Annotated in this window: 15 protein-coding genes and 1 tRNA gene; 9 read left to right on the forward strand and 7 right to left on the reverse strand. The window is 63.0% G+C overall.

The features are described from left to right. Positions 1-575: 575 nt before the first annotated feature. The 3 genes from AADJ02_RS11130 to AADJ02_RS11140 form a co-directional block, all read right to left on the reverse strand. Positions 576-941 carry a cupin domain-containing protein gene (locus tag AADJ02_RS11130; protein ID WP_341213081.1) on the reverse strand — a complete coding sequence of 122 codons (366 nt, stop codon included), beginning with the start codon at positions 939-941 and terminating at the stop codon, positions 576-578. 104 nt (positions 942-1,045) lie between these two features. After that, positions 1,046-1,981 carry a carbon-nitrogen hydrolase family protein gene (locus AADJ02_RS11135; protein WP_341213082.1) on the reverse strand — a complete coding sequence of 312 codons (936 nt, stop codon included), beginning with the start codon at positions 1,979-1,981 and terminating at the stop codon, positions 1,046-1,048. A 97-nt stretch (positions 1,982-2,078) separates the two neighbouring features. Continuing rightward, positions 2,079-3,518: an FAD-binding oxidoreductase gene (locus AADJ02_RS11140; protein ID WP_341213083.1), complete on the reverse strand. Its 1,440-nt coding sequence runs from the start codon at positions 3,516-3,518 to the stop codon at positions 2,079-2,081. 239 nt (positions 3,519-3,757) lie between these two features. Between AADJ02_RS11140 and AADJ02_RS11145 the strand changes: the two genes are divergently transcribed. Next, on the forward strand, positions 3,758-4,456 hold the full coding sequence (locus AADJ02_RS11145; protein WP_341213084.1) for a helix-turn-helix domain-containing protein: 699 nt from the start codon (positions 3,758-3,760) through the stop codon (positions 4,454-4,456). 292 nt (positions 4,457-4,748) lie between these two features. Here the strand turns inward: AADJ02_RS11145 and AADJ02_RS11150 are convergent, their stop codons facing one another. Beyond that, positions 4,749-5,120 carry a hypothetical protein gene (locus AADJ02_RS11150; protein ID WP_341213085.1) on the reverse strand — a complete coding sequence of 124 codons (372 nt, stop codon included), beginning with the start codon at positions 5,118-5,120 and terminating at the stop codon, positions 4,749-4,751. Between the two features lie 1,208 nt (positions 5,121-6,328). On the opposite strand from AADJ02_RS11150, the gene AADJ02_RS11155 reads away from it, so the two are divergent. Further along, on the forward strand, positions 6,329-7,030 hold the full coding sequence (locus AADJ02_RS11155; RefSeq protein WP_341213086.1) for an aspartate/glutamate racemase family protein: 702 nt from the start codon (positions 6,329-6,331) through the stop codon (positions 7,028-7,030). 228 nt (positions 7,031-7,258) lie between these two features. Here AADJ02_RS11155 and AADJ02_RS11160 read toward each other — a convergent pair whose 3' ends face one another. Both AADJ02_RS11160 and AADJ02_RS11165 read right to left on the reverse strand, forming a co-directional pair. Continuing rightward, complete coding sequence (locus AADJ02_RS11160; RefSeq protein WP_341213087.1) at positions 7,259-8,032, reverse strand: hypothetical protein; 774 nt, start codon at positions 8,030-8,032, stop codon at positions 7,259-7,261. A gap of 717 nt (positions 8,033-8,749) precedes the next feature. Next, a tRNA-Ser gene (locus AADJ02_RS11165) sits at positions 8,750-8,839 on the reverse strand. 162 nt (positions 8,840-9,001) lie between these two features. Here AADJ02_RS11165 and AADJ02_RS11170 point away from each other — a divergent pair. Then, complete coding sequence (locus AADJ02_RS11170; protein WP_341213088.1) at positions 9,002-9,841, forward strand: hypothetical protein; 840 nt, start codon at positions 9,002-9,004, stop codon at positions 9,839-9,841. On the opposite strand, the gene AADJ02_RS11175 is transcribed toward AADJ02_RS11170, so the two are convergent. Further along, the gene (locus tag AADJ02_RS11175; protein ID WP_341213089.1) at positions 9,842-10,171 is read right to left on the reverse strand and encodes a hypothetical protein; all 330 of its coding nucleotides are present in this window, start codon (positions 10,169-10,171) and stop codon (positions 9,842-9,844) included. Between the two features lie 217 nt (positions 10,172-10,388). Here AADJ02_RS11175 and AADJ02_RS11180 point away from each other — a divergent pair, with 217 nt between their 5' ends. The 6 genes from AADJ02_RS11180 to proB all read left to right on the forward strand — a co-directional run bounded on the left by AADJ02_RS11180 (position 10,389) and on the right by proB (position 14,747). Continuing rightward, positions 10,389-10,997: a 50S ribosomal protein L21 gene (locus AADJ02_RS11180; protein ID WP_341213090.1), complete on the forward strand. Its 609-nt coding sequence runs from the start codon at positions 10,389-10,391 to the stop codon at positions 10,995-10,997. A 12-nt stretch (positions 10,998-11,009) separates the two neighbouring features. Next, complete coding sequence (gene rpmA / locus AADJ02_RS11185; RefSeq protein WP_017928738.1) at positions 11,010-11,279, forward strand: 50S ribosomal protein L27; 270 nt, start codon at positions 11,010-11,012, stop codon at positions 11,277-11,279. Between the two features lie 151 nt (positions 11,280-11,430). Beyond that, positions 11,431-11,976 carry a GNAT family N-acetyltransferase gene (locus AADJ02_RS11190; protein WP_341213091.1) on the forward strand — a complete coding sequence of 182 codons (546 nt, stop codon included), beginning with the start codon at positions 11,431-11,433 and terminating at the stop codon, positions 11,974-11,976. Continuing rightward, positions 11,976-12,506, forward strand: a complete 531-nt coding sequence (locus AADJ02_RS11195) for a GNAT family N-acetyltransferase (RefSeq protein ID WP_341213092.1) — start codon at positions 11,976-11,978, stop codon at positions 12,504-12,506. Before AADJ02_RS11190 ends, AADJ02_RS11195 begins: the two co-directional genes overlap by 1 nt. Before the next feature lie 106 nt (positions 12,507-12,612). Further along, the gene (gene obgE / locus AADJ02_RS11200; RefSeq protein ID WP_341213093.1) at positions 12,613-13,653 is read left to right on the forward strand and encodes a GTPase ObgE; all 1,041 of its coding nucleotides are present in this window, start codon (positions 12,613-12,615) and stop codon (positions 13,651-13,653) included. Next, positions 13,641-14,747 (forward strand): glutamate 5-kinase, encoded by a 1,107-nt coding sequence (proB, locus tag AADJ02_RS11205; RefSeq protein ID WP_341213094.1) that lies wholly within the window; start codon positions 13,641-13,643, stop codon positions 14,745-14,747. The genes obgE and proB overlap by 13 nt, the downstream gene beginning before the upstream one ends. Positions 14,748-14,799: the final 52 nt, after the last annotated feature.

Raw genomic sequence — 14,799 nt, forward strand, 5'->3', positions numbered from 1 at the left:
GAATGGCCGCGTAGCTGAAACCAATCAGCCTCCGGCGAACCCGGGGCGGTTCACCATGAGCGCACATGCACCTCCTTAGCTGCCATCGCACTGAGCGTGGTTAAGCGGTGGGGGACGATGAGAGGCTCGCTTCCTTATGGGCATACTGCTCGACTAGCGAAGCCAGTGTCTCGCCACAAAGTTCCCCATATGTTCTGGGTCTGGGTCTGGGTCTGGTTCTGGTAGCGGCTCGGAGCCTACGATGCAGATCGCTATGGCTCAACAATTTCAATAGGGGCGTCTGCAAACCGCGTTGGTCGCTTGCGCGGACCTTCCTGCCGTTCGCTGCAGACGCTCCGTTTCCCCCGCGGTTGCGAAGATCTCCGGGAGAAAGGGCGGGAAGCTGACCTTCGCCACAGCCCGAACCAATGCTCACTAAGCGGACCTTCCTGCCGTTCACCGCAAGCGCGCAGTGCCCAGCCTTTCAGATGCAGCATTCGGCAACACGGGCGGAGAGCGGGTATCCCCTGCCAATTGGATCAGTGTCCGCTATGCTGTGGTTCCTTTTGCTCTCCGCCGAGGAGCGTATGCTCTTGCTAATGTTGGTGCGCAGGGGGCTCGAACAGGATAAGTTCGACGCGCTCCGAACCCTCGACATGAGCATCATGCCCTGGGGGAATCTCAAAAAAGTCGCCTGTTGCAATCGGCGTTTCCAACCCTGTGTCGATCATGCGAACCACCAACCTGCCGGAAATGCAGTAGCCCGTGTGGTGCATCGGACAGGTGTCAGGTGACCCGAGCAGCGGCTTCTCGTCCTTTTCCCAAGTCCAGCCTGGCTCGAATATCGCATGCATGCCGGTCGCCCCGCTGCGCATCCTGACGATGTTGATCCCGCCATGTTCCTTCATGTCGAGTGCGTCGTCAGGGGTCTCGAAGCGTCGTGTTTCTATCGTGTTGGTCATGGTCTTTCCCTCCGGTGCAGTGCTGGTCGCAGCCTGGGCCGCGACTGGTTATGTCCTGTTTCGCCGGACACTCGGGCGGTCGCAGTTTGAAGGGGGTGGCCGGGTCACGAGAGAAACTCGGCCGGTCGTCGCGCGCGTCGATCCACGGAGAGCGTGAATACGTCGGGCCGCGCATAGTGGCCGCTGACATCGAACTTGCGGCGCGAGGCATGCGCCGCCTCCACCTCGATATCTGCGAGAAGCAGGCCTTTCTCGCGATGCATCGGTCCGGCCAGCACGCCACCAAACGGCTTGTAGATCACGGCGTCTCCGGAATTGATCCACTCGGTCGCATCCGGGAACAGTTCGTCCCGATAAGGCACGTCCTGCGGGATGTCCGAGGCTTCGAGCGCGGTGGCGCAGCCGATGACCCAGCAGCCGCCCTCGCGCGCAATGTGCTGCATCGTGGCGAGCCAGCTGTCGCCGCTGTCCCATGTCGGCGCGACGTAGATGTCGATGTTCTGGGCGTAGAGCGCAAAGCGCGCCAGCGGCATGTAGTTCTCCCAGCAGATCAGTGCGCCGACCCGGCCGACCGCGGTTTCGACGACGTTGAGACCCGCGCCGTCGCCAAAGCCCCAGATCATGCGCTCGGGATTGGTCGGCATCAACTTGCGGTGGGTGTTGGCCAGTCGCCCGTCGGCGTCGATGATCGCGCAGCTGTTGAAGAGGGTGCTGCCGCTGCCCGCGCCGTCGAGTTCATGGTAGCAGATCACCACCACGACCCCGAACTCGCGCGCTGCGACGCGAATGGCGGCCAGCCCGTCGCGGCTCAGATCGACGGCGTTGTCCTGAAGCCGGGCGTAGAGTTCGTCTGTCTTGCCCATGCCGGCCCCGGGGGCGAGCCGCCAGACGAAGGTCGGGTAGCCCGGAAGCCAAGCCTCGGGAAACACGACCATCTCGGCCCCCTCGCGCGAGGATGCCTCGATGAGATCGCAAGCCTTCGCGATCGACTTTTCCAAGTCGAGATAGACGGGCGGTTGCTGAACGACGGAGACACGCATGAGCTTCGCTCCTTGAGGAGGTCTCGGGATGGACCATGCTTCTGGCTGCTCCACCCCGGTACGGGTTGCTGCGGTGACGTTCCAAAAGGCGCCGCTCCTATTCTGCTGCGCGTGCGACGGTCTCGGGGCGGATATTGTGGTTTACGCGGAACAGGTTGCCCGGGTCGTATTGCGTCTTCACCCGCCGCAATCGGTCCATGTTGCCGCCGTAGGCGCCGCCGATCCGCCCGGCCTCGTCCTCGGGCATGAAGTTGACGTAGACGCTGCCTGCTGATTGCGATGCGACCTTGTCTGACAGCGCGCGCGCCCAGGCGATGCAGGCCTCATCCTTGGCAGGGTCCTCCCACCGGGTGTGGAGGTTCATCGTGAAGTGCGCGGCACGCTGCGGAAAGGCCGTGGCATCGGGGGAAACCCGGGCCATCGCACCGCCGAGATGTGGCAGGACAATCTCTGTCTGGTCGTCGGGGAGGCTGCGTGCCGCATCGAGGAGGTGCCCGATGGTCTCTTCGGTCAGGTCGAGGAAGTCCTGACTCTTCCAGTAATTGCGCATGCCGGGTGTCAGCAGTGGATCGAAGGCGGCCTGCCAGCCGATGTAGGGATGCGGGCCGATCACGTCGGCGATTGGGTTTCCGAGCGCGCGCAGTTGGGCTACGGCCTTCTCGCCCTCGGCCATGTCGCCGCAGTAGCAGACCGCAAAGATCAATACCTCGCGGCCGTGCCAGTCCTCGGGAATGAAGGGCAGGGGCGGCGCCTTACGCATCACTGTCCAGACGGTGAGTTCGTCTGGCGCGCTGGTGCTGATCTCGCGGTATTTGCGGAGCAGTTCGGGGCCCGCCTCGAGCGGATGCACGACAAGCCCCGACAGGATTTCCGGTCCGACCGGATGCAGGCGGAACTCGAAGGACGAGATCACACCGAAGTTTCCGCCACCACCGGTGCAGGCCCAGAACAGGTCCGGATGCCGATCGGGGCTGATCGTCAGGATCGCGCCGTCGGCGGTAACGATCTCGGCCGAGAGCAAACTGTCGATGGTCATGCCGTGCTTGCGGGTGATCCAGCCGAAGCCGCCACCCAGCGTCAGCCCGGCGATGCCGGTGGTGCTGTTGATGCCGGTGGGAAAGGCCAGCCCGTGGCGCTGGCATTCGCGATCGACGTCCCCCAGCAGGCACCCGGCGCCGACGCGGGCGGTGCGAGCCTTGGGGTCGACGTGGACATGGCGCATCCGCGACATGTCCACCAGCAGAGCGCCATCGGCCACGGCGAGTCCGCCGATCTGGTGGCCGCCTCCCTGCATCGAGATGAGCAGCCCGTGACGCGAGGCGAACTCCACCGCTGCCTTGATGTCACTGGTGCCGAGCGGTTGCACGACAAGGCCGGGGCGGCGGTCGATCATGCCGTTCCAGACCGTTCGAGCGGTCTCATAGCCATCGTCGTCGGGCAGTAGCACGGGTCCACGCGTCTCGGCGCGCAGTGCGGTCAGATCCTCGTCGGTCACCGATACAGTGCCGCCGTTCAGGCCCGTCAGGGAATAGGTCATGTCCGTATCTCCGATGGATGTAAGGAATGGCCGCTTATCGGATACCTCGGCTGTGAACCCAGGGGCGGCGATCGGGCTTTCATTCCCGACATGGACCAGTCTGCGCCTCATCAATGATCCGGACGAGTGCAGGAACTGGACCGCGGTCCGGCCGGACGTGGCGTCTGCTGCTCGCAGAAGGCGATCCGTGCTAACCTGACCCATGCCAAATAGTCGGCATGGCCACAGGAGTGCGAGTGATGTCCCAAGGCAGCTATTACCAGTTTTGTCCGGTGGCGATGGCATCGGAGGTGCTGTGCAAACGTTGGACGATGGTGCTCGTGCGTGAACTCGTGGCGGGTTCGACCCGTTTCAACGATCTCAAGCGCGGCGTGCCGAGAATGTCGCCGACCCTCCTTTCGCTCCGCCTGAAAGAGTTGGAGGCAGCTGGAGTTGTGGTCCGCGTCCCGGTTGCCGGGGAGCCGGGCATCAGCGAGTATCACCTTACGCCAGCTGGCGAAGACCTGCTTCCGGTGGTCAAGGCGCTCGGTGTCTGGGGTCAGAGATGGGTCGAGTCGAACCTGTCGCTACGCAACCTCGATGCCTCCCTGCTGATGTGGGACATGCGGCGCAATCTCGACCCGACGCCGCTGCCGAAGCGACGCGTGGTCGTCAAGTTCCGCTACCCGGAGCTGCCCTCGACACGGCGTAACTTCTGGCTCGTGGTCGAACCTGTGGGCAGCGTCGATCTCTGCGCCACGGACCCCGGCTTCGACATAGACCTCTACGTTACGACAGATCTTCGAACGATGACGGCAATCTGGATGGGGCTCGACACGATAGCACAAGCTCGCGACCGGATTGATTTCGACGGCTCGCGTCAGCTGGCCACATCAATGCAGCAATGGCTTGGTCTCAGTCCTTTCGCCACGGAGAAAAACCTCGTCGAGCATGCTTGACAGTTATCGCTCGTGCTACAGAAATTGGACCAAGAAAGGCAGCTCTTAGATACGGGTAGTATGGACGTCGAAGGGAGAAACCAGAAACTCCGGCTCGAGCCATGTCCCGTGGGGACCGATTAACTAACAGCTGCCGACTTTCGGACAGTAATTGGTCCGTCCTCTCGCTCGACACCAACGGGTGTCGGTCCACTGCACGATGATCAGATATCTGCTCCAGAATCCGGCCGAGAGGGGCCGGAAAGCCTGCATTGGGCCGCTTCGGGCCGACCATCCATGATCCGTCCACCGTTCAGCTGAGCGGTGGACTGTTTCTGGTGTCGACAAGAAGGGGAGTGCGGCTCGCAAAGGCTCCCATTTCTGGAATGCCTCTGTCGATGAGGGCGAACAGCTCGTCACCCCGCCCGTCGCGTAGGAATGCATCAGCGGTCAGCCCGCCCAAGGGCACGAGCTTCTGGCAGCGCACCCAGACCCAGACCTCGGCGTTGGAGGAGACCCAAGGCCGAATGATACTGGCCAAGTTGTAAAGCCGCGCCAACCGCTGCTGATCCCAAGAGAGATGAGCCAGCTGCGCGGACTGGATGGCCAAAGCCTCGGCCATCAGTTCGGCATCAATGAATCCGTCGTCGCGCACACAGTCGTCGAGTAGTCGTGTCGTTGGCATACTGAACTCCTCGCTTGTCGCTCATGGACCAATCGGCCAGTGGGTCATAAGGGCGAACTCGTCAGCATTGCGGCACTCATCAAATCCCGCCGGATCACAACCAAGAGGGAGCTTTAGCTGTGTGTCGGCGTCGTCATGACGTTTCGAACTGAGCCTCGCTGCCCAAGGGTCAAGCGAGGCAGTGCATTTTACACCCTAAGGGGAAGCCACTGACCGAGGAACTCGCGTCGAATGGACAGCAGGGCATCTGCCATCGGGCTCCGGCATCCCAATTTAGGCGCAGTCAGTGCGACTGAAGCGGCGTCGGCGACACATTTTCAGGAGCCAGAGGTTTGGATTTGGGGAACCCCAGCCGCGATAGGGCGTTTCAGGGTTACTGTTCCGAGGATGGCGAAGAAGGGGCAGCGCGCGCCGGTCAGGGATATTTTCCCAGCCCGGCGCGCGTGGCCTTCGACATCGGACAGCTTCCCTTTCCACTGAATGAGTATTGCTCATAAAGGTCTCCGGAGGCCTTAAGATGCCCTCAGGCATTCGGGCATGTAGTAGATACATCGACCTGCCGAGGCGCTCTGTAACAAGAGGCCATCAGGCAATGGGGGTCCACCAGCCTTGTTCTCTGCAACAATCTCGATTGGCGGGAAACATAGTTTGAGGGCAGCTCCCTCGGTATAGATGCTCGCCGAAGTTCGCGATACAAAGGTGTCTGAAAAGGTCCGCTTTCAATATTGTAGGTAGCCTGCTTTGAAGGTCCGCTGAGGTCCATCTATGTCGTCCCTCAGGATGCTGCGGGTGCGAAGGCAGCCAGCAACAGCCCGGTCGGTTTGGGCTCGAAGTCGACATTCGCTGCGATCAAGAGCAAGAGCAGCTCAGCGGACATTTCTGCCATTCGCTGCGGGCACTTACTCAATGCCGCATCCACAACACCTTCGGATAGAAGGGCGGGTAGCCGTGCTTCGCTACCTCCTGGGCCGAGATGGGGAGCACAGGTTCTGCGGCTATACGCCATCGGAGGCTGAACCCTTCGCTACGTGGCCGTCGCTCGGGGGCGGATGCTGCGGCCGCTGTTTGTATTCCCTTTTCAGAAGCATGCTAAGTGCTTACGCCTCTGTCGTGGATGGCGGGCCGGCTTGGCTGCTCTTGCTGCATCTACGTAGGAACGTGATTTTTGGGGAGGCCCGAAACGCCTCGGGAACCCGCGGAGAAATAAAATGCACATTGGGCTTATCGGCGGAATTGGGGTCGCAGCCAGCGTGGTCTACTATCAGCGCCTCGCCGCAGCCGTGGAAGCGAAGGGGGCACGCCTGCGCATGACCTTGTCACATGGCAACATCCAGACGCTTATCGCCAATAATCTCGCCGATTTACGGCAGCCGCAGGCCGAATTCTTCGCGCGACAGGTGGGCGAGCTCAAGGCTGCCGGGGCTGAGGTGGCAGCGCTGACCTCGTTGGGCGCGCATTATTGTTTCAACGAACTCGCGGCAATATCTCCGCTGCCACTCGTATCCGGCGTCGCCCCTCTCGACCGCTACTTCGCAAGCCAAGGCATGCGGCGTGTTGGTTTGTTAGGCACGCGTGTGGTGATGCGCACCCGCCTTTACGGGCAACTCACCCACACTGAGGCCGTCGCCTTGGACGACGACATCGAGGGGCTTGGACAGAGTTATCAGGAGGTCGCCGTCGCGGGGTATTGCACGGCGTCCCAACGGCAGGCCTTTCTGGACGCCGGGCGGCGGATGGTTGATGAGCAAGGCGCCGAGGCCGTCGTGCTTGCTGGCACCGATCTCAACCTCGCGTTCGACGGGCAGGACCCGGGATATCCGGTGATCGACGCGTTGGACGTCCATGTTGCCTTGCTGGCGCGGTTGGCGACGGGGGAAGCCAGCATGTCAGAGGCGGCGCTCACTGGCTGACAAGGCTCATAGTCAAGCTACTTGCTCGGAAGATCAAGCCAGTGTCTCGCATGGCATCATGTTAGCCATGTCAGCTTGCGCCGACTATTGCGTCAGTGAAAGAACTTGGCACTTTGGGCTTGGGGCGCCGTTCGCTGCATGGGCCTCGAAAGTTGCCTCGGGGCAGAAAGCGCAGGCAGCATCGCACCACAGCACATTGCTTTTCTCATTTGCGCGCACCTGAGCTCGTCAATTTAGGCCCATCGCGGCCACAGTCGCGACAAGCTTGGATTGATCTACGGAAATCAATCCGCGGCGTGGCCGGTCAAGATCCATGATCAGGAAGACCAGAACGACGATTAATATCATCATCGCATAGACAGGGACGCCCGGCCGGACATTTAAGATCCAGGCGGAGTAACCGACAACGCCGCCGAGAAGGACGAACGTCCCGAACAGCAGGAACAAAACCAGTTCAGGAACATGGCGGTCGATGGCTGCGTCCCGGGTGGCCAGCGCGTCGATCATGTCGTTCAGACTTGTAGCGAAGCTCATCGCCACGGGGTTGCCTGCTTCTCGCGCTTCGTCGGCCGCGAGAAGCCAGAGCCTGCCGAATACCGCCTCTGCCTCAGCAACCAGTTGGGATCGCTCCACTTGGTTCGAGGCAGCGATCGTCGCTGCTGCGAGCCGGATCGTCCCGTATTCTCTCAATAATGTCTTGGCTTCCTCGCGCCGCACGTCGCTCACCAGATCAGTTCTCAGCCAAGCGGTCCCAATGGCATTCGCCTCATCAACCACCGCAGCAGATCTTTGATCATAGCGCCCGAGCGACAGGGAGAAGGTGAAGCCGATCAGCAAGGCCAGTAAACCGAGAAGCGAGCCCTGAACGGCATTCGCCTGACTTTTGCTATCCCCGTTTGTCGTGACATGGCGTTTCCGGCCGGTGGCGCCGCCCAGCCACATGGCGGCAAGCATCGCGAGAGCCAGGATCATTGCGATCACGTAAGAGGGAACGTCATACATCGGCTTGGCCCAATCAATCTCGCGCTTGTGGATCAGGCGCTCTGCTCAGGTGATACATACTACGTTCCGTTCCGGGCAAGAGGCCGCTCTATACTGGCATTTGATCCTATGCGGCGCAGTGCCCTGCATGGACTCGAACATCGGTTCGCGCGAAAGAGAATCCAGTTCCATAAGTATGACCGAACAAACAGGAGCTCCGTGCGTAGCGCAACGAATGTCCGGTTCGTCCACTGAGTTGACTTTTCCGGACGCTGTTACGCTGCGTTCGGCCCGAACGGCAGCTTCGGGGAACCCGCGCTGCGGAAGACTTCCGGGAGCCAACGGCAGGTTTGGGCCGTTCTTGCCGGCTCAGCTTATGCCGCAACTGCGAAGAACTCCGCCCCTCACGCGGTCCGTTTGGGCTCGGATCTGTCGTTCGCTGCGGCAGCCGTGAAGGTCCGCTGTGGGTCGGACGCATTCGCAGGATTATTGAAATAGGCAACTAAGAATGCGCTGCTCGCTCGGCCACGCCTTCTGCGCAGGAGCATTTTCCTCCGCGCCGGCCTCCGCTCACCTGATTTCTTCCAGGCTGGACGGACTGGGTATGACGCATCTTCCAGACCAGTCGGAACGCAGGAAGTCGTCATAGTATGACAACTTTTCCAATCAGAAGAGGGGGAGAGCGCCAACATGAACCCCGCCGATTTCGCGAACACTTCAACGATATCAGGGGGTATTTGGCGGAGAGACAGGGATTCGAACCCTGGGAGCCCTTGCAGGCTCAACGGTTTTCGAGACCGCCCCGTTCGACCACTCCGGCACCTCTCCGCGGTCTGTGGGGCGTTTAGCCAGTGGCGCGAGCGGGCGCAAGTCCCTCTCGACGAGAATTATTCAAAGTTTTCGGTCACCGTCGCGTCAGCCGAACGCTGTGGTGTTGGAATGCCTGAAATGAAGGCCTATCACCGGAGGGCGCTTCCCGGAGACCCTGTCATGACACGCCGCATCCGACCTCTCGCCATCCTCGTTGCCGCAGCGGCGAGCCAGTTCGCGCTGCTGCCTGCCGCCGCCGCTCCCGCTCAGGAGATTGACCGGCTGGTCGAGGCGCTGGCGCTCGACGAGATCGCGGCGGTGATGCGCGAGGAGGGGCTGGCCTATGGCGAAGATCTGGGGGCGGAGCTCTTTGCGGATGGCCGGTCCGGCTGGGGGGCGGAGGTGGCGCGGATCTATGACGCGCAGGCGATGCAGGATGCGCTCACACGTGGTCTCGAAAAGGGCCTGATGGGCCACGAGATCGCGCCGGTGCTCGCGTTCTTCGAAACCGGGCCGGGTGCGCGATTCTCGCAGCTCGAAGCCTCGGCGCGACGTGCCATGCTGGACCCTGATATCGAGGCCGGGGCCGAGCGGATCGCCGCGGATGCGATGGGTGCGGAGACCGAGCGATTTGCCCTGATCGATTCCTTCGTCGCGGCGAACGATCTAATCGAGATCAACGTCGCGGGTGCGCTCAACGCGAACTTTGCCTTTTCACGCGGGCTGCTCGACGGTGGGGCCTTTGGGGGTGCCATGGGCGAGGCCGAAATCCTCGGGGACATCTGGGCGCAAGAGCCGCAGATCCGGCGCGACACGACCGAATGGCTCTATGCCTTTCTGTTCCTCGCCTATGGCCCGGCGTCGACCGAGGACCTCGAGGCCTATGTCGCCTTTTCGCAGGGCCGGGCAGGACGCGATCTCAACCGGGCGCTGTTTGCCGCCTATGACGAGATGCTGATCGGCATCTCGCGGGACTTGGGCGAAAGCGCCGCAAGGTTGATGGCCGGCCAAGAGATCTGATCATCCGCCCCAGAGCAGGAGCGAAGTGACCAGCGCGCCGGGATTGCTCTCGTAGAGTCCGAGATCGCCGACAAGCTGAAGCCTGCGCGCCGGGCGGTCGGTTTGCGGCACCCCCGCGGCATCAAAGGCGCGCTCCAGCGCCGCGCCGCCGCCGCTCGAGATGTCGGTCAGCACGCTTGCGAAATCGCCCTTCACGGCGATCTCCACCGCACCGCGCCGGGCGTTGTCCTGCGCGGTGGCTGGCAGGAGCGTGGAGCGCAGGCCGGGCAATGCGCCGGGGGCGCAGGCGGGCAGGGCGCAGAGCAACAGCAGAAGGGGAAGAGCGCGCATGTCGGTCCTTTCGCGGGGGTTGACTTGGGATAACGCCTCGTCGATAAGCCCGCATCCCGGCAAGACCCCTTGTCACGGGATGAGCGGCTATCCGCAAGGAGCACCGCGATTTTCAATGGACGCCCCGATCGGGGCGCGCAGTCCGACGGTGAGGCTCAAGGCCTCGAAACGCCCCGCGAGGGGGGCCCAAGCGACGCGGTATACGAAGGAACGACACATGTTTGCGGTTCTCAAGACCGGCGGCAAGCAGTACAAAGTGGCCTCGGGCGATGTCCTGCGGGTCGAAAAGCTGGCTGCGGAGGCGGGTGACACCGTCCAGTTCAACGACATTCTGATGATCGGCGATGCCATCGGCGCGCCCTTCGTTTCGGGTGCAGGCGTTCAGGCCGAAGTGATCGACCAGATCAAGGGCGAGAAGGTCATCCACTTCGTGCGCCGTCGCCGGAAGCACTCGTCCAAGCGCACCAAGGGCCACCGTCAGCAGCTGACGCTGATCCGCGTCACCGATCTGCTGGCCGACGGCGCCGACAAGTCGGGCGTCAAGGCTGCCATCGGCGCCGGCTCCGCACCGCGCACCGCCGAAGCTGCCCCGGCTGCCAAGACCGCGAAAGCCCCCAAGGCTGCCGCGTCGGGCGATGATCTCAAGAAGCTGTCGGGTGTCGGCCCGGCGCTCGAGAAGAAGCTGAACGAAGCTGGCATCACCAGCTTTGCCCAGATCGCCGGCTGGTCGGATGCGGACGTCGCCCGCTACGACGAAGAGCTCGGCCTCAAGGGCAAGATCGAGAAAGAGGGCTGGGTTGCCCAGTCCCAGGACCTCAAGGCCTAAGGAGAGAGACACATGGCACACAAAAAAGCAGGCGGCTCCTCCCGCAACGGGCGCGACAGCGCCGGACGTCGTCTCGGCGTCAAGAAGTTCGGCGGCGAAGCCGTGATCCCGGGCAACATCATCATGCGCCAGCGTGGCACGAAGATGTGGCCGGGCGCCGGTGTCGGCATGGGCCGTGACCACACCATCTTCGCGACCGAAGAAGGCCGCGTGACCTTCCACAAGGGTCTCAAGGGTCGCACCTTCATTTCGGTGCTCCCGGTCGCCGAGGCCGCGGAGTAACTCCGGACCTCGATGTGATGACAGCGACGGGGGATCGGTGGTAAACCGGTCCCCCGTTCGCATTATGAACACAGATGTCGCCTATAGAGGCGGCATGAGCCCCCGGCGCAGAATCGGGGCCAGAGCAGCAGGGAAGCGGAGGAGGCGGCCCATGAAGAGCAACGACATCAAAGTGAGCGAAGGCCAACCCGTCATCGAGGCGGAGCGGTTCGTGCTGCGGCCCTTGCGCCGGTCGGACGAAGGTCTGATCGCGCATTACGCCGCCGATCCACGTGTCGCGCGCGGCACCCGCCGCATTCCGCACCCGCTGCCGCCCGGCACCGTGACCCAGCTGATCGAGCGCGCACAGCGCGCCGACCGGACCGAGGATGTCTGGGCCATCGACGGCTCCGAAAACCAGCTCGCCGAGGTGTTGGGCCTTGTCACGCTGACCCGCATGGACCGCGGCCAGTCCGAGGTTCATTACTGGGTCGCGCCCGCCTTCTGGAACACCGGTTTTGCCTCCGAGGCGCTGCGTGCCCTCATCAACGTCAATCCCCATGGCGCGGCACAGATCTTTGCCGAGGTGTTTCAGGACAACGCCGTTTCGGCGCGGGTTCTGACCAACTGCGGCTTTGAATATCTGGGCGACGCCGAGGCCTACTCGGTCGCTCGTGGCGCCACCGCGCCGACATGGACATATGCACTGAAAATCTGATGACCCAAGAACTGAGAACCGAACGTCTCCGGCTTCGGCCGGTCTGCAAGGCTGACGTGGACGCGATTCACGCCACGCTTCAGGACATCGAGATCGCGCGCTGGCTGAGCCGCGTGCCCTATCCCTATAGCCGAGACGACGCCGCGTGGTTCGCCAACGAAGTCGAGGCGGGCCGGCTTCCGGCCTATGCGGTGATCGACGACGAGGGCTTTGCCGGCGTCATCGCGATCGACCCGACGCTGGGATACTGGTTCGCGCGCGACCGCTGGGGTCGCGGCTATGCCACCGAAGCCGGGCGGGCGCTGCTTGATGCGCATTTCTTGGGCAGCGAGGCCGAGGCGGTCGAGGCAGGCTATTACGACGACAACGCAGGCTCGGGCCGGGTTCTTGCCAAACTCGGGTTCGAATCCGCGGGGCCGCAGATGCTGCCCTCCATGGTGCTGGGCCACGATGTCCCGGGCCAGAAGACGCGGCTCACCCGTGCACGCTGGAGCGCGCTGCGGGATCAAGAGCGCCGCGAGGCGGCCTGATCGGTCGCGTGGGGCGGTGGTGCCACTGGTGTCGTCCCCCACGCGCCCTTGAGAACGGCGGCATGATCGGCTACCTCAAGCGCTTATCCGCAAGAGGCGCCGTCCCATGAAGTTTCTCGATCTCGCAAAGGTCACCATCCGCTCCGGTTCGGGCGGCAACGGCTGTGTCTCGTTCCGCCGCGAGAAGTTCATCGAGTATGGCGGCCCCAACGGTGGCGACGGCGGCAATGGCGGCGACGTGATCGCCGAAGCCGTGGATGGTCTCAATACGCTGATCGATTTCCGCTACCAACAGCATTTCTTTGCCCAGAACGGCCGCGCGGGCCAAGGCAGCCAGCGTACCGGCGCCACCGGCGACGACATCATCCTGCGCGTGCCCGTCGGCACCGAGATCCTCGACGAGGACGAAGAGACGGTGATTGCCGATCTTACCGAAGTGGGCCAGCGCGTCGTGCTGGCGCGTGGCGGCAACGGCGGCTGGGGCAACCTGCATTTCAAATCGGCGACCAACCAGTCGCCGCGCCGGGCCAACGGCGGCCAACCGGGCGTCGAGCGGCTGATCTGGCTCCGGCTCAAGCTCATCGCCGATGCGGGCCTTCTGGGCCTGCCCAACGCGGGCAAGTCGACCTTCCTTGCCGCGACCTCGAACGCGCGGCCGAAGATCGCGGATTACCCCTTCACCACCTTGGCGCCAAACCTCGGTGTGGTGGGTGTCGACAACGTGGAATTCGTGGTGGCCGATATCCCCGGCCTGATCGAGGGTGCCTCCGAAGGGCGTGGCTTGGGCGACATGTTCCTTGGCCATGTCGAGCGTTGCGCGGTGTTGTTGCACCTCGTTGATGGCACCTCCGGTGACCCGATGGTCGATTATCGTACCATCATCGGTGAACTCGAAGCCTATGGCGGGGGTTTGGCTGAAAAGCCGAGGATCACGGTGCTGAACAAGATCGACGCTCTGGACGAAGAAGAACGGGCCTTTCTGGCCGACGAGCTTGCCGCCGAAGTCGGTGGCGAGGTGATGCTGATGTCCGGCGCGACTGGCGAAGGCGTGACCGAGGTGCTGCGCGCTCTGCGCGCGCGCATCGATACGAACCGCCTGCGCGAAAAGGAAATACCGGAAGAGGAAGACAAGACATGGCAACCCTGACGGACGCCAAACGGCTGGTCGTGAAGATCGGCTCTGCCCTGTTGGTGGACCGGGAGACCGGACAGCTCAAATCCGACTGGCTGCGTAGCCTGGCCGAGGACGTGGCGATGCTGCGCGACAACGGCACCGAAGTGACCCTCGTGTCCTCGGGCTCGATCGCGCTTGGCCGCCGCGTGCTGCATTTGCCCGAGGGCGAACTGCCGGTCGAGCAGAGCCAGGCCGCTGCCGCCGTGGGTTCGATCCGACTGGCGCGCGCCTATGAGGATGTGTTCACGCCTCACGGTAAGATCACCGCGCAAGTACTTGTGACCCTTGACGATTCCACGAGCCGTCGCCGCTACCTCAATAGCCGGGCAACGCTCGATACACTGCTCTCCCTCGGCGCGATCCCGATCGTGAATGAGAACGACACCATCGCCACCGACGAGATCCGCTATGGCGACAACGACCGCCTCGCAGCGCAGGTCGCCGTGACCGTCGGTGCCGATCAGCTGATCCTGCTGTCTGACGTCGACGGCTTCTACAACGGCAACCCGCATGTTGACCCCTCGGCCAAGCGGTTCGAGGAAGTCGATGAGATCACGCCGGAAATTCAGGCGATGGCAGGGCTTGGCGTCTCGGGCCTGTCCAAGGGCGGCATGATCACCAAGCTGCTCGCGGCCAAGGTGGCATCCGAAGCGGGCTGCGACATGGCGATCACGCTAGGATCGCCTCTCAATCCATTGAAACAGCTCATGAATGGCTGCAATGCCACTTGGTTCAAGGCGCAGACCGACCCGCATTCGGCGCGCAAGAACTGGATCTCGGCAATGAAGCCCAAGGGCGAAATCCGTATCGATGCCGGCGCCGCCCGCGCCCTGTCGGATGGCAACTCTCTGCTGCCGGCCGGCGTTACCGGCGTCTCGGGCCGCTTTGGCCGGGGCGATCCGGTCGCCATCACCGGGCCGGACGGCACACGCGTGGGCTTTGGCCTGACGCGCTACACCGCCGAGGAAACCCGCAAACTGCGCGGCCACCAGAGCGATGAGATCGAGAAGGTGCTCGGCTACAAGGGCCGCGCCTCGCTGGTGCACCGCGACGACATGGTCGTCTGACCCGCTACAAGCCTTCTCGATAGATCCGAAATCAGCGTCCGAAAGGAACCCG

The sequence above is a fragment of the uncultured Limimaricola sp. genome (assembly GCF_964022235.1).
Taxonomy (GTDB): Bacteria; Pseudomonadota; Alphaproteobacteria; order Rhodobacterales; family Rhodobacteraceae; genus Limimaricola.